At 45.7% G+C, this 20,535-nt stretch carries 24 protein-coding genes; 15 read left to right on the top strand and 9 right to left on the bottom strand.

Translation table 11 applies throughout. The annotated features are described in order from the left end of the window. From JaK3_RS10595 to JaK3_RS10670, 5 genes are all read left to right on the top strand, one after another. A partial coding sequence (locus JaK3_RS10595; RefSeq protein ID WP_150114202.1) for an alpha-hydroxy-acid oxidizing protein occupies nucleotides 1-132 on the top strand: 132 nt, incomplete at its 5' end. Next, the gene (locus JaK3_RS05185) at nucleotides 133-933 is read left to right on the top strand and encodes a bestrophin-like domain (RefSeq protein WP_068321640.1); all 801 of its coding nucleotides are present in this window, start codon (nucleotides 133-135) and stop codon (nucleotides 931-933) included. Nucleotides 934-956: 23 nt separating this feature from the next. Beyond that, nucleotides 957-1,148 (top strand): hypothetical protein, encoded by a 192-nt coding sequence (locus tag JaK3_RS05190; protein ID WP_068321643.1) that lies wholly within the window; start codon nucleotides 957-959, stop codon nucleotides 1,146-1,148. 67 nt (nucleotides 1,149-1,215) lie between these two features. Beyond that, nucleotides 1,216-1,782 carry a cytochrome b gene (locus JaK3_RS05195; protein ID WP_068321646.1) on the top strand — a complete coding sequence of 189 codons (567 nt, stop codon included), beginning with the start codon at nucleotides 1,216-1,218 and terminating at the stop codon, nucleotides 1,780-1,782. 23 nt (nucleotides 1,783-1,805) lie between these two features. Further along, complete coding sequence (locus JaK3_RS10670) at nucleotides 1,806-1,982, top strand: hypothetical protein (RefSeq protein ID WP_161484699.1); 177 nt, start codon at nucleotides 1,806-1,808, stop codon at nucleotides 1,980-1,982. Between the two features lie 56 nt (nucleotides 1,983-2,038). Here JaK3_RS10670 and JaK3_RS05200 read toward each other — a convergent pair whose 3' ends face one another. Together JaK3_RS05200 and JaK3_RS05205 are read right to left on the bottom strand one after the other, a co-directional pair. Continuing rightward, the gene (locus JaK3_RS05200) at nucleotides 2,039-3,139 is read right to left on the bottom strand and encodes an alkene reductase (RefSeq protein ID WP_068321648.1); all 1,101 of its coding nucleotides are present in this window, start codon (nucleotides 3,137-3,139) and stop codon (nucleotides 2,039-2,041) included. Between the two features lie 83 nt (nucleotides 3,140-3,222). Next, complete coding sequence (locus JaK3_RS05205; RefSeq protein WP_068321651.1) at nucleotides 3,223-4,128, bottom strand: hydrogen peroxide-inducible genes activator; 906 nt, start codon at nucleotides 4,126-4,128, stop codon at nucleotides 3,223-3,225. Between the two features lie 237 nt (nucleotides 4,129-4,365). Between JaK3_RS05205 and JaK3_RS05210 the strand changes: the two genes are divergently transcribed. The 3 genes from JaK3_RS05210 to JaK3_RS10495 all read left to right on the top strand — a co-directional run bounded on the left by JaK3_RS05210 (nucleotide 4,366) and on the right by JaK3_RS10495 (nucleotide 7,208). Further along, a complete protein-coding gene (locus JaK3_RS05210; RefSeq protein ID WP_068321654.1) occupies nucleotides 4,366-4,533 on the top strand; it encodes a rubredoxin in 168 nt (55 codons plus the stop codon). Between the two features lie 56 nt (nucleotides 4,534-4,589). Then, nucleotides 4,590-5,759, top strand: coding sequence for an NAD(P)/FAD-dependent oxidoreductase (locus JaK3_RS05215; protein WP_068321657.1), 1,170 nt, complete (start codon nucleotides 4,590-4,592; stop codon nucleotides 5,757-5,759). 88 nt (nucleotides 5,760-5,847) lie between these two features. Continuing rightward, nucleotides 5,848-7,208 (top strand): IS3 family transposase gene (locus JaK3_RS10495; protein WP_150114204.1). Its coding sequence is split into 2 segments (ribosomal slippage): nucleotides 5,848-6,307 and nucleotides 6,307-7,208, totalling 1,362 coding nucleotides; the frame shifts between segments, so codons are not numbered across the junction. Between the two features lie 66 nt (nucleotides 7,209-7,274). Here JaK3_RS10495 and JaK3_RS05230 read toward each other — a convergent pair. From JaK3_RS05230 to JaK3_RS05260, 7 genes are all read right to left on the bottom strand, one after another. Continuing rightward, nucleotides 7,275-7,868: a urate hydroxylase PuuD gene (locus JaK3_RS05230; RefSeq protein ID WP_068321664.1), complete on the bottom strand. Its 594-nt coding sequence runs from the start codon at nucleotides 7,866-7,868 to the stop codon at nucleotides 7,275-7,277. A 23-nt stretch (nucleotides 7,869-7,891) separates the two neighbouring features. Continuing rightward, nucleotides 7,892-8,473, bottom strand: coding sequence for a superoxide dismutase [Fe] (gene sodB / locus JaK3_RS05235; RefSeq protein WP_068321667.1), 582 nt, complete (start codon nucleotides 8,471-8,473; stop codon nucleotides 7,892-7,894). Between the two features lie 185 nt (nucleotides 8,474-8,658). Further along, entirely contained in the window at nucleotides 8,659-9,435 is a 777-nt protein-coding gene (locus JaK3_RS05240) for a 3-hydroxybutyrate dehydrogenase (RefSeq protein ID WP_068321670.1), read from the bottom strand. A gap of 120 nt (nucleotides 9,436-9,555) precedes the next feature. Further along, nucleotides 9,556-11,952: a xanthine dehydrogenase family protein molybdopterin-binding subunit gene (locus JaK3_RS05245; RefSeq protein ID WP_082786381.1), complete on the bottom strand. Its 2,397-nt coding sequence runs from the start codon at nucleotides 11,950-11,952 to the stop codon at nucleotides 9,556-9,558. A 20-nt stretch (nucleotides 11,953-11,972) separates the two neighbouring features. Further along, nucleotides 11,973-12,482 (bottom strand): (2Fe-2S)-binding protein, encoded by a 510-nt coding sequence (locus JaK3_RS05250; protein ID WP_068321673.1) that lies wholly within the window; start codon nucleotides 12,480-12,482, stop codon nucleotides 11,973-11,975. Between the two features lie 42 nt (nucleotides 12,483-12,524). Then, nucleotides 12,525-13,379 (bottom strand): FAD binding domain-containing protein, encoded by an 855-nt coding sequence (locus tag JaK3_RS05255; RefSeq protein WP_068321676.1) that lies wholly within the window; start codon nucleotides 13,377-13,379, stop codon nucleotides 12,525-12,527. 128 nt (nucleotides 13,380-13,507) lie between these two features. Further along, complete coding sequence (locus JaK3_RS05260) at nucleotides 13,508-13,984, bottom strand: SRPBCC family protein (RefSeq protein ID WP_068321679.1); 477 nt, start codon at nucleotides 13,982-13,984, stop codon at nucleotides 13,508-13,510. A 112-nt stretch (nucleotides 13,985-14,096) separates the two neighbouring features. Between JaK3_RS05260 and JaK3_RS05265 the strand changes: the two genes are divergently transcribed. The 7 genes from JaK3_RS05265 (at nucleotide 14,097) to JaK3_RS05295 (ending at nucleotide 20,523) form a co-directional block, all read left to right on the top strand. Continuing rightward, nucleotides 14,097-14,789 (top strand): TetR/AcrR family transcriptional regulator, encoded by a 693-nt coding sequence (locus tag JaK3_RS05265; protein ID WP_068321682.1) that lies wholly within the window; start codon nucleotides 14,097-14,099, stop codon nucleotides 14,787-14,789. 14 nt (nucleotides 14,790-14,803) lie between these two features. Further along, nucleotides 14,804-15,268, top strand: coding sequence for a VOC family protein (locus JaK3_RS05270; protein WP_068321685.1), 465 nt, complete (start codon nucleotides 14,804-14,806; stop codon nucleotides 15,266-15,268). A gap of 3 nt (nucleotides 15,269-15,271) precedes the next feature. Then, nucleotides 15,272-16,513, top strand: a complete 1,242-nt coding sequence (locus JaK3_RS05275) for an FAD binding domain-containing protein (protein ID WP_068321687.1) — start codon at nucleotides 15,272-15,274, stop codon at nucleotides 16,511-16,513. Nucleotides 16,514-16,586: 73 nt separating this feature from the next. Next, nucleotides 16,587-17,822, top strand: a complete 1,236-nt coding sequence (locus JaK3_RS05280) for an ABC transporter substrate-binding protein (protein ID WP_068321692.1) — start codon at nucleotides 16,587-16,589, stop codon at nucleotides 17,820-17,822. An 87-nt stretch (nucleotides 17,823-17,909) separates the two neighbouring features. Further along, a complete protein-coding gene (locus tag JaK3_RS05285; RefSeq protein ID WP_068321694.1) occupies nucleotides 17,910-18,794 on the top strand; it encodes a branched-chain amino acid ABC transporter permease in 885 nt (294 codons plus the stop codon). Nucleotides 18,795-18,808: 14 nt separating this feature from the next. Continuing rightward, on the top strand, nucleotides 18,809-19,768 hold the full coding sequence (locus JaK3_RS05290) for a branched-chain amino acid ABC transporter permease (RefSeq protein WP_068321697.1): 960 nt from the start codon (nucleotides 18,809-18,811) through the stop codon (nucleotides 19,766-19,768). Beyond that, complete coding sequence (locus tag JaK3_RS05295) at nucleotides 19,768-20,523, top strand: ABC transporter ATP-binding protein (protein ID WP_068321699.1); 756 nt, start codon at nucleotides 19,768-19,770, stop codon at nucleotides 20,521-20,523. Before JaK3_RS05290 ends, JaK3_RS05295 begins: the two co-directional genes overlap by 1 nt. Nucleotides 20,524-20,535 lie beyond the last annotated feature (12 nt).

A 20,535-nucleotide genomic window follows, 5' to 3' on the forward strand; every position in this document is an offset into this window, starting at 1 on the left:
GCGATGGGCGAGGCTGGCGTTACCAAGTGCCTAGAGATCATTCACAATGAACTGGACATCACCATGGCATTTACAGGTCATCGCGATATTCAGAATGTGACTAAAGATATTTTGTATCCAGGAACCTTTTAAATTTTTCACCTTCTCAACTACCCTCTTGCTGTCTTTGGCGTATCGCTTGTAGTATTCGCTTTCGCCGTATGGTTTGGGCATGCAGCACTTAGTCGCTATCGCACCAAAGACACCGAAACTTCTGAAGATCTAGGTATTATTCAGACGGCCACATTAACTTTGCTGGCGCTCATCATTGGATTTACCTTCTCAATGGCTATCGATCGCCATGACCAGCGGGAAATTTTTGAGGAGGGCGAAGCAAATGCCATTGGAACTGAGTACCTGCGGGCAGATCTTCTTCCCCCAAAGGCTTCAGCCGCAACTAAAGATCTATTGATCCAATACATAGATCAACGCATTCTGTTTTACTCCAAACAGAGTCCAGAAAAGATTCAGGAAATTCGTAGCAAGACAGATCAGCTGCAAATGGCTCTCTGGAACGAAATTCTTCCTGTTGCTCGCACACAAGATACCCCCTCTATTGCACTAGTCACCTCCGGTATGAACGATGTCTTAAATGCCCAAGGTTATGTTCAGGCTGCTTGGTGGAATCGCATACCCTATACCGCCTGGACACTAATGGCTGCCATAGCGCTTTGCGCAAATCTATTGGTGGGATTTGGTGCGCGTAATTTTCAGAAGAATACAGCCCTCTTCATGATCTTCCCCTTTGTCGTTTCAGTGTCATTCTTTTTGATTGCTGACATTGATAGTCCAAGAAGCGGTGTCATTCGAATTGAAGCCAGAAATTTAGTAGCACTTAAAAATAATCTAACGCAGCAGATGGAAAAAGCCCAGCCATCAGTCGGCATTAAATAAGCTTCACCATAAAGGCGGTCCAGATGAAACGTGTAGTGGATGTTTTTAAAAACCGTGGCCGCGAGCTGGTCTGGACCTACGTCATTCATCTTCGGAATGACGAGGACTTTCACCCTGGACAGCTAGACTTTGAAGTAGAAGCCCTTAGACTTTCCCAGCTAGATAAACGCGGCACAGTCAACGAACTCAGCGCCAGAGTACGCCTCAATAACTGAGTTTTTAAGGTTTTTTCTGGTAAATTACCCCTGGTATTGCTAATGTTAATGAGATTCATTATCATTTATGATGAATCAACCTAATAACGGCAACCCCATGACTCGCACCAAATGCCATCCAGCCTCCATATTCTTTCATTGGTTTGTTTTCATCCTTGTGGTGGCTGCCTTTATTGTCATTGAACTTAAAGGCCAGCTTCCTAAAGGGAGCGAGTATCGCGATTTATGTAAATCAGTCCATGGCGTTATTGGACAGCTCATTTTTTTAGCAATGGCTGCTCGCTTGATGATCCGTTTAATTTATGGCGTACCTCAACCCACAAACCCAAAACAAGTAATTATTTCACTGGCTAAGGCAATGCATTGGCTGCTCTATGCACTTCTCTTGATATCCCCTATCTTCGGCATTCTGTATTTTCAGTATGGCGGCAAAGAAATTCACTTCTTTGGACTGGTATGGCCTCAATTTGTTACCCCAAATCCTGAGATGAAAAAAGTGGTTGAAGGGATTCATGAATTTTTAGGAAATTCACTATATATATTGATTGGCATACATGCGATCGCTGGACTATGGCAACATTACGTAATCAAAGACGATACACTTCGTCGCATGTTGAATAAAGTGAATGCCTAAACTAAAGCTGGAGTAATTATTAAATGAAGCCACTCTCTAAAAAAGCCAAGATGGCTGTCGGCTGGACAATCTTAATGACCGTCATTGGAACCGCTATGTTGCACCAGTGGCAATTCTTTGCGATGGGCTGCGCGTCCATTGCCTTATTGCTTGTAGCGAATCACTACGATCTTCTAAAAGATCCTGAAGACAAAAAATAATCCCACCTGTGTGGGGGTGGGATTACTGAGATGCACCCCAAAGTCTGGGACTTGTATTAAAGAGTTGGGTAATCAGTGTAGCCGGCTTCACCACCACCATAAAATGTAGCGCGGTTATATGGATTTAAAGCGGCGCCTTTCTGGAATCTTTCTGCCAAATCTGGATTAGCAATATATATACGGCCATAAGCCACTGCATCGGCCAAGCCATCCTCTAGAACCTTCTCACCCATAGCTTGGTCATACCCACCAGCGGTGATAAATTTTCCTTTATAAGCGGCGCGGAACATTTCAGACGTGATGGGCGCATCTTCATTCACTTGGTCGCCGCCTCCTGCGCTGGTTGAGCGCGGCTCAATCATATGCACATAGGACAAGTTATAAGTGTTGAGCTTTGCAATCGCAGCCGTAAACAAGGCAACTGGATCACTATCTCCCATATCGTTAAAAGTGCCGTAAGGCGAAAGGCGCACTCCCACCTTATCGCTTGAGAATATCTTGCAGACTGCATCGATGACCTCACCCAATAAACGCAGGCGGTTCTCAATAGAGCCACCATATTCATCGGTGCGTTGATTGGTTTTATCTTGCAAGAACTGATCAAGCAGGTAGCCATTAGCAGAATGAATTTCAATGCCATCAAAGCCTGCAGCCTTTGCATTTTGAGCCGCCACCTCAAACTCTTTGAGTAAACGAGCGATATCTTCCACACTCATTGCGGTCGGTACTTCATAGTCATGCAGCTTCCAATCTGCACCATACGTTTGACCTGATGCAGCAATAGCTGAAGGCGCCTCAGGTGCGCCTTGCTCTGGATGCAAAGAAGAATGGGAGATACGACCTACATGCCATAACTGCGCAACGATTGATCCGCCCTTCGCGTGAACAGCCTCAACGATCTCTTTCCATGCTGCAGTCTGTTCTGCTGAATAAATTCCGGGTGTAGCAGGATAGCCTTTGCCCAATGGAGAAATTTGAGTTGCCTCAGTAATAATTAATCCAGCGCTGGCACGCTGTGCGTAATACGTCTTTGCTAATGGGTTTGGCACATCACCTGCAACCGCACGCATTCTAGTAAGCGGCGCCATGACTAGACGGTTTTTTAATTGAATTGAACCGAGACTAACCGGTGTGAACATGATTTCTTTGCCTGACATTTGCTGCCTTTTTTGTAGTAATAAATTAGATGATGGACTGTAACAAGGATTGGTAATTTCTGCTGAGCAATGAACAAGCTTAATTAGGTGCGACCAAATTGTTCGCGAATGCAATTAGCTAGCGCATTAAATTCTTGGGTATGTGCCGTCGATGATCGCGCAACCAAAGCAATCACTCTCTTAGGCGTAGGCGATGCCAACTCTTTCGCCACTAATTGAGAGTTATTCAATAAACTGCTCTTGACTGCCATGCCAGGAAGCAAAGCGATCCCAAGGCCTGACTCGACCATTTGCAATAGGGTTAGCAAACTCGTTGCCTCCAAGCCTTCAGCTTTGCGGATATCGGTTCTCCTACAAGCTTGCAAACTATGCTCTCGCAAGCAATGCCCCTCCTCTAACAATAAGAGTCGCTCAGCCATCTTGGCCGGCAAGGTTACCTCTTTACCTTTTAGAGCAGGATCACCCTCTTTGGCAACCAACCAAAAGTGATCATCAAATAATTCTTGTACAAGTAGTCCACTGACGTCATATGGCAATGCAATCAAAGCAAAGTCTAACTTGTGCTCTGCAAGTCTTGAAAGTAGATTTGCTGTGAGATCTTCCCTAAGAGTAATTTTGAGATCCGGAAATCGCGCGCGGACTTCCGGCAAAACCACAGGCAATAGGAATGGAGCGATAGTTGGTATAACCCCCAAACGAATTGTTGCGGTCATTGGCTTACCTGTTGCACCCGCATACTCCACCAAATCTTCAGAAGCAGCCAAAATCAGTTTGGCACGCTCGAGCACCTCTAACCCAATCGGGGTGATCGAAACATTTTGGCGATCACGCTCCACCAAATGGATACCTAGCGCTTCTTCCAGCTCCTTCAATCCCGCGCTTAATGTCGACTGCCCGACAAAGCAAGCTTGCGCAGCTCTGGTGAAATTGAGCTCTTTAGCCAAGGCGACGAAGTAACCCAATTGCCTTAAAGATGGTAAATAAGCCATGTATATCCTCTTGTTATCTAATTATTAGATTATTTCTATTATATTGATTAATTCAGATGATTAATAAATTTGGCATATCCTGCACCGAGAGCGCTTGAATGGATTTTCACTGGTTCGCATAGAAGGCAGCCTTAAGCTTCATTCACTGGCCCTACAAAAAGTACCGCAGCATTCTTAGAGTGACGCAGAAATAAATAAGAATTAAATCTAAAATCAACAACTCACCTGGGAATCAATATGAAAACTTACCAATGTATCGTATGCGGCTATATTTATGATGAAGCAAAAGGAATTCCTGAGGATGGTATTCCAGCAGGAACACTCTGGGCCGATGTACCGGAAGACTGGGAATGTCCTGATTGCGGTGTTGCAAAAGCCGACTTTGAGATGGTTCAAGTAAGCTAACACCCATTCGTCACAATTAACCCTATTTATTTTTCGTCACTTTGGAGAGCCCAGCTTTGGATCAAACTACCCCTCAATCCGATTCCGCGATTGTCATCATTGGCAGCGGATTGGCTGGCTACACTGTTGCACGAGAAATTCGTAAACTGGATAAAGCAGCGCCCATCACCTTAATAACAAGAGAGCCTGGTTATTTTTACTCAAAGCCAATGCTCTCTACAGCACTTGCCAGCAAGAAAGAAGCAATGCAGCTTGTCTCTACTGCGGCCGATGGTATGACAACGCAATTGGAGATGACGATCTTAAGTGAATGTAATGTTAGCGAGATTAACGCTGGCACTCAAACAATCAAAACCAGTAAGGGTGATCTTCCTTATGGGAAACTGGTTATGGCATTAGGCGCCGATCAAATTCGTTTGCCATTACAGGGTAGCGCTGCCAACGAAGTCATCACTGTTAATGATCTTGAGGACTATGCCCGTTTTCGCACTGCTATCGAAGGCAAAAAGAAAGTTGCTATTCTGGGTGCAGGCCTGATTGGTTGTGAATTTGCCAATGATCTTGTGCTGGGTGGATATGAGGTAGATGTTATTGATTTAGCTCCACAGGCCTTGGGCCGTCTGTTGCCAGAAGCAGCTGCACTTGAGTTGCAAGAAAAGTTAAGTGCAGCCGGAGTACGTTGGCATCTGGATACAACTGTCAATGCCATTGACCATAAAGGAGACAGCCTACAGGTAACCTTGAAAAATGGCAGCACGATAAATTGCGATGTATTTTTGTCTGCCGTAGGTTTAAAACCGAGAATTGAATTAGCTAAAGCAACTGGCATAAATGTTGGCACTGGCATTCAGGTCAATCGCGAACTAGAAACCAATATCAAAAATATCTTTGCCATAGGAGATTGTGCCGAGGTAGATGGTTTAGTTTTGCCATACGTGATGCCCATCATGCAAGCAGCAAGAGCATTGGCACCGACCTTATTGGGTCAAGCCACAGCACTCACCTACCCTGCAATGCCTGTGATGGTGAAGACCCCTGCTTTGCCCACCATAGTTTCCCCACCAGCAAAGGGTGCAGAAGGTAAGTGGACTACCACCCCAGTAGAAGGCGGTCTAGAAGCCCGCTTTGAATCTGCTGACGGTAAGTTGTTGGGCTTTGCGCTAATGGGTACAGCCACAGCACAACGTGGCGCCCTCACCAAAGAACTACCAGCCATGCTGGCCTAAGCAACGCCGATACCTAAACAAAAAGGCCCGCATTTGAACTGCACCCCAAAAGTTGGACATCCGTCCAACCCAATCAGGTGCAGTTTTCATGTCCAAATACAGCAAAGAGTTCAAGTTAGCAGTAATTCAGCATTATCTATCTGGCAGAGGTGGTTTTAAAACTGTTGCAGATCGGTATGGTGTTAAATATGCCTATGTTCGCAAATGGGTTCATGCCTTTGAAGCCCACGGGCAAAAAAGCTTTATAAAGGGTTGCGCTAAGTACTCGGGCGCCTTCAAGCTATCCGTCCTGCGATACATGGAGCAACACCAGCTCTCGATCAATCAAACGGCAGCCCACTTCAATATCCCAGCCCCAAGCTCCCTGCTAGTTTGGCGACGCCTCTACAATGAAGGCGGTATTACAGCCCTAGAACCCAAGCCCAAGGGACGGCCACCCATGTCAAAACCTAGCGATATTAAGGCCTTGCTTGCCAAGCCCTTAAGCTCACTCACACATGAAGAGTTGCTGCGTAAAGCGCAGTATTTGGAAGTGGAGAACGCTTATCTAAAAAAGCTCGAAGCCTTAACCCAGCAAAAGCACTTGGCAAGCAAGAACAAGTCCAAGTAATCACTGAGTTAAGGCAACACCATCCATTACAAGTCATTTTGCTGGTGGCCCAAATGCCTAAGAGCGTGTATTACTACTGGCGAGCAGCCAGTAGTAAAGCCGACTCTTATCGGGATGCTAAAGATCGGATTACCCAGATCTTTAATACCCACCAGGGTCGGTATGGCTATCGGCGGGTGCATTTAGAGCTACGCAATCAGCAGCAATACCTCAACCACAAGACAGTACAAAAGCTCATGACCCAGTTAGGGCTGAGGTCCATGGTTCGCCCCAAGCGATATCGCTCATACATGGGGTCAGTAGGTAAAGCGGCGCCTAACTTGTTAGAGTGCAACTTTGTAGCTAGCAGGCCTAATCAAAAATGGGCTACTGATATCACCGAGTTCAATATCCGAGGGGAGAAGGTGTATCTCTCACCAATCTTAGATTTATACAATCAGGAGATCGTCGCGTATGAGATTGGTGATCAACCCCAACTGAGCATGGTGACCACCATGCTCACTAAAGCCTTTAAGCATCTTCAGCAGGCTGATAAGCCGATGCTGCACTCAGACCAAGGGTGGCAATACCAGATGGGGTTTTATCAACAGGCTTTGCACAAACAAGGGGTTACGCAAAGCATGTCTAGAAAAGGTAATTGCTTGGATAACGCCGTGATGGAGAACTGGTTTGGAATTATGAAGACCGAGTTCTTCTATCAAAAGAAGTTCGAGACTATCGAATCATTTAAGCAAGGGCTGCATGAATACATCCATTACTACAACCATGATCGAATTAAACAAAAACTAAAGGGATTAAGCCCGGTAAATTACCGAACTCAATCCCTCGTGCTAACCTAACTAAACCGTCCAGCTTTTGGGGGTCGGTTCACATTGCGGGCCTTTTCTTTATGCAGCTAGCGGTGATTAAGAAACAATCACGAACCAAGTTGTGTTGTGTGATTGAGCAACCATCAAGAACAACATCGGGATAGATAAGATTGTATTTAAACGGGATGTCAGCATCGCAACACGAGCAGACTTTGCTTTCACATCAGCTTCGACAGCTACGATACCAAGGGCACGCTTCTGATTTGGCCAAATAATGAACCAAACGTTAAAGGCCATGACTAAAGCAATCCACATACCTAAACCAATTGCGCGAAACGGTGCTTGCAATGTGAAAGCTTGGTGCAAGTAACCACTCAAGCCCGCAACGATCAAACCGGTTACTACAGTAAACAAAGCTGCGTAACGGAACCAAAACAATGCAGTTGGAGCAATCACTTTGCCAATCGCTGGTTTTTGCTCATCTGGAATCTTTGGCATAGAAGGAATTTGCACAAAGTTGAAATACCAGAGCAAGCCAATCCACATCACACCAAACATCACATGCAACCAGCGGAATACAAACGGGAGCTCGGCAGAGCTAAAGTTTCCACCCAAAGCAAAGATGATTAGCACTAGAAGAATAAAGCCTGCAAGAATAGTACGTCCCAGCGAAGTTAAGATAGAAGTCATGATATTTTCCAGAGATTGAAATATTACTTAGCGAAATTCTGGCTAGCAAAATCCCAATTCACCAAATTCCAAAAGTTTTCCAGATACTTTGGACGCGCATTGCGAGTATCGATATAGTAGGCATGCTCCCAAACGTCACATGTAAGCAGAGCTTTAGCATCTGTAGTAAGCGGTGTTGCCGCATTGCTAGTAGAAACTAAATCAAGACTACCATCCGCCTTCTTAACCAACCAGGCCCAACCAGATCCGAAAGTTCCTACTGCGCATTTGGTGAATTCTTCTTTGAATTTATCAAACGATCCCCATTTAGCATTAATGGCATCGGCCAATGCACCAGTAGGAGCTCCACCGCCATTTGGCTTCATGCCAAACCAATAAAAGGTGTGATTCCAAACTTGGGCTGCATTATTAAAAATACCACCCGATGACTTTTTAACAATCTCTTCAAGGGTAGAGTTCTCAAACTCAGTACCTTTAATTAAGTTATTCAAATTTGTGACATACGTCTGATGATGCTTACCGTAGTGAAACTCCAAAGTTTCCTTAGAAATATAAGGTGCTAAAGCATCAAGTGCGTAAGGCAACTGAGGTAAGGTATGTTCCATTTGTATTCCTTTTAATTACATTAAGAGCAAAAATATAGGTTATTTTTGGATAACTATAGACTATTCTGGCTTTTTTGTTTGAGGGGCAAACAAATTCTGTGAGCCCCGATAACTTAAGTCCCGGTTAAAAAAGAAATGCCGGCAATTGGCTCGCCGGCATCCGATAAGACTAGGGGCTCTACAGCTTATTGAGCCGTCCAACCACCATCCATATTCCAAGCCACTCCACGCACCTCAGAAGCGTCAGGCCCGCACAGAAACACTGCCAAGGCAGCCAATTGCTCTGGAGTAACAAACTCACCAGATGGCTGCTTTTCAGATACCAAAGCAGTTTTCGCAGCTTCATTAGAAATACCTTCACGCTCTGCGCGCGCATCCACTTGTTTCTGCACTAGCGGGGTCAAAACCCAGCCTGGACAAATTGCATTGCAGGTAATACCAGTGCGGGCATTTTCTAGGGCAGTAACCTTAGTAAGACCAATAATGCCGTGCTTTGCGGCAACGTAAGCAGCCTTCTGAGTGGAGGCCACCAAACCATGTACAGATGCAATATTAATAATGCGGCCCCAATTACGCTTTTTCATTCCAGGTAATGCATGATGCGTCGTATGAAATGCAGAGCTCAAATTAATAGCGATGATGGCATCCCACTTATCAGTCGGAAACTCTTCGATATTTGCAGTGTATTGAATGCCGGCGTTATTAACCAAAATATCTAGCGAGCCAAAACGCTTTTCTGTCTGCTTGATGAGATCCTCAATTTCAGCGGGCTTGCTCATATCAGCGCCGTGATAATCAACCTCTACTCCGCATGCCTTGATTTTGGCAATGGCTTCATCTTTCTCACCAAAACCATTAACCATAATGTTGACGCCTTGCTTTGCTAATGCAATAGCCATTCCCAAGCCAATACCGCTGGTAGAGCCAGTAACTAGGGCAGTTTTACCTTTTAATGTGGACATTTGTTTTACCGTATCAAGTTAACTAAAGGGCCGTTCAATTTGCCCAAAAACTTGATGTTACAGGATGAGCCGGACCACCCCAGTAGACATTGCACTAGGGCGGCCTGAACCCATTAAAAATCAGATCTTATTGAGGGCTCGCAAGATCTTTTCTGAAGTGATAGGCTGATCAAAGACGTTTGCATTAAATGGCGCCAAAGCATCATTGATTGCATTTTGCACCGCACCTGGTGCACCAGCAGTACCCGCCTCGCCCGCTCCTTTAGCCCCTAATTTCGAGGATTGAGTAGGGGTCTCAACGTGCGCAACTTCAATATCAGGCATCTCATTAGCCATTGGTACTAAGTAGTCAGCCATGCTGCCGTTGCGCAACAAACCACTTTCATCATAGAGACACTCTTCAAACAGAACGCCACCAATGCCTTGAACAATTGCACCGCGCACTTGCTCATTCACCAACATCGGATTAATTACGCGACCACAATCTTCCACGGCCCAGTGCTTTAATAACTTCACAAATCCAGTCTCAGGGTCTACTTCAACATAAGAGGCCTGAACGCCATTGGTAAAGATAAATGGGTAGTCTTTCTGGGTGTAATGACGCGTCACCATGAGATCAGCGGAAAAACCTACCGGCAAAGTATCGGTTCGGAAATAACCAACTCGACCAACTTCACTAAATGGCAGCAACTGCTCGCCAGTCGCCTTGTCCAAAATATAACCACGACGAGCAATCAGCTCTGCAACTGGTCGATTCAAAATCGCACCAGCCAGCTTTAGAATGTTTTCTTGCAAGGCTTGGGCAGCCAACAGAACTGCCTCGCCACCAACGCCTGCACCGCGAGAAGCCCAGGTGCCCCCTCCATATGGAGTGACATCAGTATCGCCAGTGATGACCCGTACTTGATCAATTGATACACCCACCGCATCAGCAGCAATTTGAGTGTAGATACCTTCGGTTCCTTGACCTTGCTCACCAACACCGATCAAAACCGAAACTACACCACTAGGATCCATACGGACAGTAGCTCCATCCTGAGAGGCAATTCGAGCTCCGCCCACCCCATAGAAAGCAGGACTCGGATTAGTTAATTCAATTAAGGTTGCAAATCCAATGCCGCGATAGATACCCTTCTTGCGGAGTTCTGCCTGCTCCTTGCGCAAGGCTGGATAATCCATCATTTTTTCAATTGCACGCAAGCACTGCTCATGCGAAAGTACTTCTAACTTGATTCCAGAGATTCCAGAACATGGATATGCGTCATCCGGAATCACATTGCGCTTTCGGAACTCAAGCGGATCCATTTGTAATTTTTGAGCAGCCAAGTCAACCAAACCTTCAGTCACTGCACAAGCAATCGGATGCCCGACACCCCGATATTGGCAAGTTGGAGTTTTATTTTGGAAGACCACATTTAAACGAGCGCGATAGTTTTGATGCATGTATGGGCCGCCCACTAAATTGACAACCTGGTTACCCTCAATAGCACTCGTTCTTGGGAACATAGAGTAAGGGCCAATTGCCGTTAAGTCATCAATCTCAAAAGCCAAGATGTCGCCTGCCTTGTTAGCGGCGATACGGCCTTTAATGCGATGCTCACGCGCATGAATGTCGCTTGTAAATGATTCCAGACGATCAGCAACAAACTTCACAGGACGCTGAAGCATCATAGAAAGACCGACAGTAGCAAAGTCATCTGGATAAGCGTGCACCTTGATACCAAAAGAACCGCCAACATCTTTACAGATCATATGAACATCAGACTCGGAAAGTCCAAATTGACGGCAATATAAGTCTTGCATCATATGCGGCGCTTGTTGCGAGTGATACACGGTCAAGCGACGATCACCTGGGTTGTAATCTGCAATCTGACAGCGCGGCTCAAGCGTAACACCAGTATGACGACCAAATCCAAAAGTAGCTTCGGCAACCACATCGGCTGTTGCGAATACCTCATCCACATTACCAACATCTAAACTACGGGTAAAACATAAATTGTCGCCAAGCTCTGGATGAATCAATGGAGTATCCGCATCAAGGGCAGTTTCCATAGAAACTACTGCAGGCAACTCTTCCCACTCAACATCAATGTGCTGCAAAGCGTCTTCAGCTTGCGCTCTAGTTTCTGCAACTACCGCCACCACTGGCTCACCTTGCCAGCAAGCGCGATCAATAGCTAACGCATGTTGAGGGGCAGACTTCATGCCAGCCAAGTGGCCCAAGGTTGCAACCCATGGCTTACACAGTTTTGCCATTTGCACGCCATCTACAACAGCTAGAACGCCAGGCATCTTGCTCGCCTGTTCAGTATGAATTTTTCCAATCTTCATATGCGCTACTGGAGATCGCCAATACACAACGTGCCCCATGCGTGGCAGTTGAATATCGTCAATATAAGTTCCTTGACCTTCTAGCAGGCGACGGGCGCCATGTCTTGGTTCGCTATGACCAATGTAACGCTGATCGTTTGTTACGGGATCAAGAACCATTCCGTTCAAATCACTTGGCTTATTCATAATACGTTTCCCTCAATACCTTAAGCGTTAGCAAGGACAGGTTTAATTTTTTGGCCCTTAGCGCGAGCATCCAATACGTCAACAATGGCATCCACAATCGAGTGGTAGCCAGTGCAACGACAGTAATTACCAGAGATCCATTCACGCACTTGTTCGCGCGTTGCCTTTGGTTGCTTCTCAATTAACTCTGCAGCAGCTAGCAACATGCCTGAAGAGCAAAAGCCGCACTGCATTGCGTTATGTCGCATGAAAGACTCTTGAAGGTCAGTCAAAACGCCGTTTTTAGTCAGTCCCTCAACAGTCTCAACCACGCTGCCATCAGCTTGAACCGCCAAAAACAGGCAGCCACGAATAATTTGCCCATCAACTTTGACGGTACAGGCACCACAAGCGCCCTGCTCGCAACCTAAATGAGGCCCCTTGAGATAAAGATCTTCACGTAAAAAATCCACCAGATGTTTACGCGGCTCCACCTCTGCATTTACAAGTTGACCGTTTACGGTCATTGAAATTTTTTTCTTCAAAGTCATTTTGATCTCCAAATTCTTCTACTGATGTTTTGCTGTTTTGACTTATGCAGCCATGTGCTTGAGCCCACGCTCAAGCAAAACACCAATTAAATGTTGTTTGGCTTCCGCACTATTGGTGATGTCAGCAATAGCTTCAATTTCATTACGTGCTGCAGCAACCGCTTGAGCAATCAATTCGTCATTGAGCTTTTTGCCGTCAACTAGATCTTGAGCAGCTGTTGCCATCACCGGTGTAGCCCCAACCGAGAAGAAAGTAAAAGCACAATTAGTTAATACATCGCCTTGCTTTTGCGCTACCGCTGCAAGACCAGCAACAGCATAGTCGCCATGACGTCTAGCAAGCTCATGAAAGTAAAAAACCTCTTGCTTGCTTGCAAGAGGAATTTCTGTTGCAACTAAAATTTCATCAGGCTCTAAAGAGGTTGTATACAAATCAATGAAGAAATCTTTTGCGGAAACACGGCGCTCGCCGGATGGGCCATGAATAATCATCGTGGCACGCAAAGTCAAGCTACAAGCAGGCCACTCGGCCGCAGGATCACCGTACGCCAAAGAGCCGCCCCAAGTACCCAGATTGCGAATTGCTCTATGTGCAATATGCGGTGCTGCTGCTTTCAAAAGCGGTGCATGCTTTGCCACTAACTCAGAATCTTCAATTTCAGTATGAGTAACAAGTGCACCAATGCGCAAGTTATTTCCCACAACAGAAATGCCTTTGAGTTCAGCGATATCAGTAATGTCAATCAATACGCTTGGCTCAGACAAGCGCATATTGAGCGTGGCTAACAAAGTTTGTCCGCCCGCAATTAAACGAGCATCTTCGCCAGCTTCCTCAAGCAAAGATAGGGCCTCATGTAAGGCCTTAGGCTTCACATAGTCAAATGCTGCAGCTTTCATTACGTCTCCTCCACCACCAATGTAATTAGCTTTTTAGCTTTTTATTTTTGTACTACTTTAGTTTTTTACTTCTTCAGTTTTTACTGCAACTGCTTTATGTAGTTTTATGGAGCTTTATGTTTGCCCCTTTATTTACTGCCAGCGTCTGACTCCAACGCCACCGTCTCCCCGCCTAATTCTTTTGCGAACTTCTGAAAAAAGTCGTCTGCAATCTTTTTTGCTGATGCGCTAATCAAGCGACCGCCAATTTGACCCAACTTGCCACCAATCGAAGCTTCGGTTGTGTATGAGACCAAAGTCCCTCCTTCAGCCTGCTTCAGCTCTACGCGTGACTTTCCTTTGGCAAACCCTGCCGCCCCACCTGACCCCTCAAAGGCCATAGAACAAGACTGGTCAGGAACAATGTCACTCAGGAGCAATTTCCCAGCAAATCGGGCTCTAACAGGCCCAATTTTGAACATTACCTTGGCATGAATCTCTTCTGGGGAGATTCGACTGATCTCCTCGCAACCAGGGATGGACTTGGCCAGAACGTCAATATCGTTCAAACCCTTCCACACATCAGGGATTGGAGCCGATATCAGTTGCTCGCCATTTAATTCCATTTGATCTCCTTGGGGTTTGTACGAATAGAGTCTTATCTACCAATTGTTCAACAATGTACCATTATTTAACTTTTGGTCAATAAGTCCAAATTCGGATAAACCCTGAGAACCCATGCGTTTTACTGAAGATAGCGTTTCCAGCCCAAATAATGCTGAAATTTCAGCGGGGGTAGCAACGCCAACCAGAAAGCGAATGGGTACGGCTGAACGCAAACGCCAAATATTAGATAGCGCCATTCAGTTCTTCGCCAAGCATGGCATTGACGGTCAATTAAGAAATTTAACAAAAGAATTGGGTGTTACACACACCCTGCTCTATCACTACTTCCCCACTAAAGATGCGTTGATTCAAGAGGTTTACAAAGAGGTTTTTGAATCTCGCTGGAAGCCTGAATGGGAAGAGTTACTGGACGATGACTCGCTCACTCCAGAAGAAAAGTTGAATGCTTTTTATCTCGATTATTCAAATACCGTACTAACCTACGACTTCGTGCGCATCTTGATATTCTCTGGCTTAAGCGATCATTCCATTAGTGATAAATTCTTTGAACTTTTGCGCTCACGCTTACTGCCGCGACTTATTCGAGAAACCCGCAAGTATTGCGGTAGACCCAATACCTCAAAACCAACCCAACGCGAGCTTGAATTCCTAATGGGCCTGCATGGCGGCGTCTTCTATATCGGCATGCGCCGCTGGATCTACGGGCAAGCCATCTATGCCGCCGAGAGCCCTGACACCGAACAAGAAATTATTCGAGATCGCGTTCAGGCTTACCTTCATTCCGCTAAATCTTTGTTTGCATAACTCAAAAGGTCACCATGTCTAACTTAAGTCTTAATCACTTTTCCATTCGCAGTCTTGAGATCGAAAAAACCACTGAGTTCTACAGCAAGCTACTCGGCTTAACAGTTGGCCCAAGACCAGAGTTTCCGTTTCCTGGGGTATGGCTCTACAACGGTGATGAGAGTAGTTGGGCTAATGCAGTCCTGCACCTTATTGCGATTGATAAGAATGATCCAAACGGACTAAAAAAATATTTAGGTGAGCGCGACCCTAGCTCCTTACATGGATCTGGCGCAGTTGATCACATCGCTTTTTTTGCAAATGGCCTGGAAGACAAAATTGCGCTCCTCAAAAAATTAAATATTGCCTATCGCGAGAGAACAGTGCCGGTAATAGGACTTCATCAAATATTTTTGGATGACCCAAATGGGATTGTTATTGAATTGAACTATCCAGCAGCAGAAAAAACCGCTCTCGATGCGAAAGCAGCACAGGGGTAACTAATGGCAAAAATTCTAGTCGTTGGAGGCTCTCTTGGCGGTCTGTTCGCAGCAAATATTCTGCTGCGCCAGGGCCATGACGTCACATTACTAGAAAAAACTGTTGGCTCTTTAGATGGTCGCGGCGCTGGCATTGTGACGCATGATGCTCTTGCTGAAGCATTAAGAGCGGCCGGAGTCACAGTTGACGAAACATTAGGCGTTCCCGTTACTAAGCGTGTGACTTTAGGTGCCGATGGCCAAAGTCTCGGCGAGATGGAATTACCTCAGGTACTGACCTCCTGGAGTCGCCTCTATCACATGCTCAAGGAAAGCTTTCCGAGCGAACGCTACCTTCAAGGAAAAACTGTTAAGACGGTTACGCAAGACGAGAATGCCGTTCATGTGCTGTGCGAGGATGGCAGCAAACATGATGCTGAACTACTCATTGCATCCGATGGCATCCGCTCTGCAGTAAGAGCTCAAGTTGCTCCACAGATTCAGCCTAAATACGCAGGCTACATCGCTTGGCGTGGCGTCTGCGATGAGGCTTGCTTATCAAAGTACACCCTCGATACGCTATTTAATCGTTTTGGGTTTTGTCTGCCCAATGGCGAGCAAATGCTGGGCTATCCTGTAGCCGGCTCTGGCAATGACACTCGCCCCGGAAAGCGTCGCTATAACTTTGTTTGGTATCGCCCTGCCTCGGAGCATGAAGAGCTAGTAAGCCTACTGACAGATGATGATGGACATCATTACCCTACCGGCATTCCACCGCTGAAGGTCTCCTGGAAACATATTGCTCATATGCGCAAAGTGGCGCAAGAAATTCTGGCGCCCCAGTATGCTGAGATTCTTGAAAAAACAGCAGCACCCTTTTTGCAAGCAATCTATGACGTGCGCTCGGAGCAAATTGTCTTTGGCAGAATCGCATTAATGGGAGACGCTGCTTTTGTAGGCAGGCCTCATGTGGGAATGGGAGTAACTAAAGCAGGAGATGAGGCCATAGTAATTGCTAAGCATATTGCAACACTTGGAGCCACTCCAGCAGCACTGAACGCATATAGCGATGAGCGACTCAAGGTAGGACAACAGGTAGTAGCTAGGGCGCAATATTTAGGACGCTATATGCAAGCCCAGGGTAGTAAAGGCAATAGGGATAACGAGAAGCTCAAAAGAAATGCGGATACTGTCATGGCAGAAACTGCTATCGATATCAGCGAACTATTAGCAAAAGGGAAAGCAGTACCTGAATCTGCACATTAAAAGGCGCATTCAGTTAAGATTTAAAAAACAAAAGTATTCTTATTTAACAAAGTTTTATATGGAGGAGACAACCATGAAACAAAAAGTAACGAATCAAACAAGACGACAGATGCTGATTGGTGGAGTTGCTGCTGCAAGCACACCACTTTGGTTAAACGTTGCAAATGCTCAAGCTGACACCATTAAGATCGGCTTTCCAACCCCATTGACTGGTCCATTCTCTGCTGAGGCGCAAGACCAAGTTAGAGCTGCTGAATTGGCTATTAAAGAATTCAACGATGCTGGTGGTTTTAATGGCCGCAAAGCAGAACTTTTAGTTCGAGATGACAAACTTAACCCAGGTGAAGCTGCAACCCGTACTCTGGAGTTGATTGAAAAAGACAAGGTAAATTACGTTGTTGGCTCACTCTCTGCAGCAACACAACTTTCAATCAATGCGGTTTGCAAAGAACGTAAGGTACTCTTTAATTCCATCAGCCAATCTGATGCGATTAACGAAGCTAAAGACTGGAGTGTGTATACATTCCATGAAGCGCTTAACCCAACCATGACTGCAGGTGCTGTAGCGCGTTACTCTATTCCTCGCTTCGGCAAAAAAATTGTTTTCCTGACAGCAGACTACGCTTACGGCCATGAAATGGTGCGTGCTTTTGAGCGTGCTGGAAAAGAAATGGGCGCAACCACTTTGGCTGATATTCGTCACCCATTGGGCACCTCTGACTACTCCGCTTTCTTGCCACGTATCAAAGCATTAAATCCAGATATCTTGGTGCTCTGTAACTTTGGTCGCGACTTGGTGAATTCAGCTAAGCAATGTACTGACTTTGGCCTCAAAAATAACATCAAGATCGTGACACCAGTACTTCTCTACACTGCACGTCTTGCTGGTGGCCCAGATGCTTTTGAAGGCATTATCGGCGGGACTTCTTATTACTGGGGTCTGGAAGATCGCATTCCAACAGCCAAGGCATTTAATGATGCATTCCGCAAGATGTATAACGGTTCCGTACCATCCGACTACGGCGCACTAGGCTATGCCGGTGTAAAAACTGTTCTCGCAGCAGTGAAGAACGCAAAATCCACCGACACAATGAAGGTGGTCACTGCACTGGAAAACTTGAAGTACGACTTTTACAAAGGTCCAGAGTATTACCGTAAATGTGATCATCAAGCAGTTCAAACAGTCATCATCGTAGAGTCAAAATCTAAGAATATGAAAGATAAGTATGACGTCTTCAATATTTTGACGATTGAGCCTACTACTGAGAAAAACATGCGCTCTTGCGCAGAGCTAGGCCACAAAGCCTAATCCAAAAATTTCAGGGTGGATTAATCGTTCACCCTGATCCATTCCCCTGCACCACCTGGTGAAGGGGAGTTTTTTCTGAGTACATTTATGACCGGTCTTACTTTTGAACTTCTTTGCATGCAGCTGCTAACAGGCATTGCCTTAGGCAGTATTTATGCACTTCTTGCGCTTGGCTTATGCCTTATTTTCGGCATGCTTAACGTAGTGAACTTCGCTCATGGCGCCTTCTTTATGGTCGGCGCATTTTTGGGTGTGTACTTCTTGGGCGTCACTGGAAGCTTTTGGTTTAGCCTAGTGTTAACTCCTTTGGTTACAGGTGCTATTGGCTTGATCACTGAACGATTTTTGGTGAGACCGCTATACGGTCGCGGACTTGACTATCCTCTGCTACTTACCTTTGGCCTCTCTTATGTACTGATCGAAGTTATGCGAGTAACCTTCGGCATTGAAGGCCTCCCTTCAGTAACCCCTGAAGGACTTACTGGGTCAATGAATGTGGGAATTGGTTACTTCCCTAAATATCGCCTCTTCTTAATTGCCGCCACCGCAGTCATTATTTTGGGTGTGTGGTTTCTTATCCAAAAAACTCGCTATGGCCTCATCATTAAAGCTGGCGCAGCTGATCAAGAGATCGTCAAAGTATTGGGTGTTGACATTGCAAAGGTGTGGTTTTTAGTCTTTGGATTAGGTTGTGCAATTGCAGGCTTATCAGGTATTTTGGCCTCGCCAACACGCTCTGTAAATCCTGAAATGGGCATTCCTATTTTGGCAGAGTCTTTTGTGGTGACCGTTGTCGGCGGCATGGGCTCGCCAGTGGGCGCAGTGGTTGCCGGCCTATTAGTAGGCGTGGTCTACAGCATGACATCCCTTTTCTTCCCAGACTTAGCAGAGCTATCTATTTTTGTATTGATGGCTGTAGTGCTATTAATTCGCCCGCAAGGTTTATTTGGTAAAGCAGGAGCGATGGGCTAAGGCTCCGTATATTTATGAATTCATTCTTCCAACTTATTGCACGTCATCGCGTACTAGCTAGTACGTTATTTTTGGCAATCTTCCCATTCATCATGCCGTATGAGGCCTTGGCGATCAATATCCTGATTTTTGGATTGTTCGCTATGGGCTTTAACTTGCTATTTGGCTATATGGGGCTTCTCTCATTTGGTCATGCCGCCTTCTTAGGAATTGGTAGCTACCTCACCGGCATTGGTATTGTTCACTATGGCATGCCTTGGGGCGCAGCCATCTTGGTTGGCATTATTGGCGCAGCGATTGGTGGACTCATCATGGGTTACCTAGCCATTCGTACTCGCGGCATTTACTTCTCCATGGTGACCTTGGCGTTAGGGCAAATCATTTATTACATCTTCTATAAGGCAGAGAGCCTTACCGGCGGTGAAAATGGTTTACGTGGCGTTCGAGTCGATCAATTTAATATTTTTGGAATCCCAGTGGACTTCTTAAATCCACTGACAAAGTACTACATCATTCTTTTCTTTGTAGTAATCGCCATGTGGCTGATCTCTCGCATTCTGAGCTCACCTTTGGGAGCGGTGATGGAAGCAATTCGCGAGAATGAGAAACGCGCTGCTGCTTGCGGATTTGACGTTGCTCGTACCAAATTATTGGTATTCGTCTTATCGGCAGCAATCTGTGGTTTAGCAGGTTCATTGCGCGCACTCCACCTATCCATCGTACCAATTGATTCCTTGCATTATCTGCAATCGGGTCAAGCGGTGATGATGAGTATCTTAGGCGGCATGGGAACATTTTTTGGCCCCTTCGTTGGTGCAACAGTTATGCTTTACCTAGAAGATGTTGTCACCACCTTCACCAAACATTGGATGGCCGTCATTGGCTTGATTTTCATTTTCTTTGTGCTGTTCTTCCCCAAAGGAATCTGGGGAACCATTCTGAGCAAGCTACAAATTAATCAGGATTCGAAATAATGAATAGCGCAACTACAACCCCTATTCTTGAAGCGCGTGACGTTAGCAAGAACTTTGGCAAGTTCAAGGCTTTGCAAAATGTATCGACCAACTTTATGCCTGGAACGCTAACTGCAATCATCGGACCTAATGGCGCTGGCAAAAGTACATTTTTCAATGTTCTGAGTGGTGCATTCCCTCCAACAAGCGGTCAAATCTTATTTAATGGCAAAGACATTACCGGCATGCAGCAACATGAGTTTGCTCGTATTGGAATTTCTAAGAGCTTTCAGATTACGAATGTCTTTAAGCAATTAAGCGTCCATGAAAATGTCCGCGTAGCCGCTCAAATGGAAACATCACGCTATAACTTTTTAAGTAATGCGCAGAGTTATCCAAAGCCCATTGAGATCGCTGATGAACTACTTCGCCGCGTCAATCTTGAGCATTTGCGCAATAAGAAAACTGGCGATTTAGCTCATGGCCAACAACGCGCGCTCGAGATTGCGATGGCTTTGGCCTGCAACCCAAGCCTGCTCTTGCTGGATGAGCCTACAGCAGGTATGTCTCCAGAAGAGACCTTAGTCATGATGGAATTGATTCGCACACTTGCTAGTGAGCGCACAGTCATCTTGGTTGAGCACAAAATGAAACTCATTATGGGTTTATGTAAGCGCATCATCGTTTTGCACCATGGTGAATTCTTGGCAGAAGGTACGCCAGAAGAAATTCAAAATAATGCCGAGGTACGTCGCGTGTATCTAGGTCAAGGTTAAATAGAGAGCAAA

The organism is Polynucleobacter yangtzensis, from assembly GCF_001595965.1.
Taxonomy (GTDB): Bacteria; Pseudomonadota; Gammaproteobacteria; order Burkholderiales; family Burkholderiaceae; genus Polynucleobacter; species Polynucleobacter yangtzensis.

Excerpts from the sequence above, each read along its gene's own strand:
- JaK3_RS05195 (WP_068321646.1), top strand. The coding sequence starts at position 1,216 with ATGATGAATCAACCTAATAACGGCAACCCCATGACTCGCACCAAATGC.
- JaK3_RS05205 (WP_068321651.1), bottom strand. The coding sequence starts at position 4,128 with ATGGCTTATTTACCATCTTTAAGGCAATTGGGTTACTTCGTCGCCTTG.
- JaK3_RS05265 (WP_068321682.1), top strand. The coding sequence starts at position 14,097 with ATGCGTTTTACTGAAGATAGCGTTTCCAGCCCAAATAATGCTGAAATT.
- JaK3_RS05200 (WP_068321648.1), bottom strand. The coding sequence starts at position 3,139 with ATGTCAGGCAAAGAAATCATGTTCACACCGGTTAGTCTCGGTTCAATT.
- JaK3_RS05230 (WP_068321664.1), bottom strand. The coding sequence starts at position 7,868 with ATGACTTCTATCTTAACTTCGCTGGGACGTACTATTCTTGCAGGCTTT.
- JaK3_RS10670 (WP_161484699.1), top strand. The coding sequence starts at position 1,806 with ATGAAGCCACTCTCTAAAAAAGCCAAGATGGCTGTCGGCTGGACAATC.
- JaK3_RS05280 (WP_068321692.1), top strand. The coding sequence starts at position 16,587 with ATGAAACAAAAAGTAACGAATCAAACAAGACGACAGATGCTGATTGGT.
- sodB (WP_068321667.1), bottom strand. The coding sequence starts at position 8,473 with ATGGAACATACCTTACCTCAGTTGCCTTACGCACTTGATGCTTTAGCA.
- JaK3_RS05295 (WP_068321699.1), top strand. The coding sequence starts at position 19,768 with ATGAATAGCGCAACTACAACCCCTATTCTTGAAGCGCGTGACGTTAGC.
- JaK3_RS05255 (WP_068321676.1), bottom strand. The coding sequence starts at position 13,379 with ATGAAAGCTGCAGCATTTGACTATGTGAAGCCTAAGGCCTTACATGAG.
- JaK3_RS05270 (WP_068321685.1), top strand. The coding sequence starts at position 14,804 with ATGTCTAACTTAAGTCTTAATCACTTTTCCATTCGCAGTCTTGAGATC.
- JaK3_RS05260 (WP_068321679.1), bottom strand. The coding sequence starts at position 13,984 with ATGGAATTAAATGGCGAGCAACTGATATCGGCTCCAATCCCTGATGTG.
- JaK3_RS05210 (WP_068321654.1), top strand. The coding sequence starts at position 4,366 with ATGAAAACTTACCAATGTATCGTATGCGGCTATATTTATGATGAAGCA.
- JaK3_RS05240 (WP_068321670.1), bottom strand. The coding sequence starts at position 9,435 with ATGTCCACATTAAAAGGTAAAACTGCCCTAGTTACTGGCTCTACCAGC.
- JaK3_RS05190 (WP_068321643.1), top strand. The coding sequence starts at position 957 with ATGAAACGTGTAGTGGATGTTTTTAAAAACCGTGGCCGCGAGCTGGTC.
- JaK3_RS05245 (WP_082786381.1), bottom strand. The coding sequence starts at position 11,952 with ATGAATAAGCCAAGTGATTTGAACGGAATGGTTCTTGATCCCGTAACA.
- JaK3_RS05290 (WP_068321697.1), top strand. The coding sequence starts at position 18,809 with ATGAATTCATTCTTCCAACTTATTGCACGTCATCGCGTACTAGCTAGT.
- JaK3_RS05250 (WP_068321673.1), bottom strand. The coding sequence starts at position 12,482 with ATGACTTTGAAGAAAAAAATTTCAATGACCGTAAACGGTCAACTTGTA.
- JaK3_RS05285 (WP_068321694.1), top strand. The coding sequence starts at position 17,910 with ATGACCGGTCTTACTTTTGAACTTCTTTGCATGCAGCTGCTAACAGGC.
- JaK3_RS05275 (WP_068321687.1), top strand. The coding sequence starts at position 15,272 with ATGGCAAAAATTCTAGTCGTTGGAGGCTCTCTTGGCGGTCTGTTCGCA.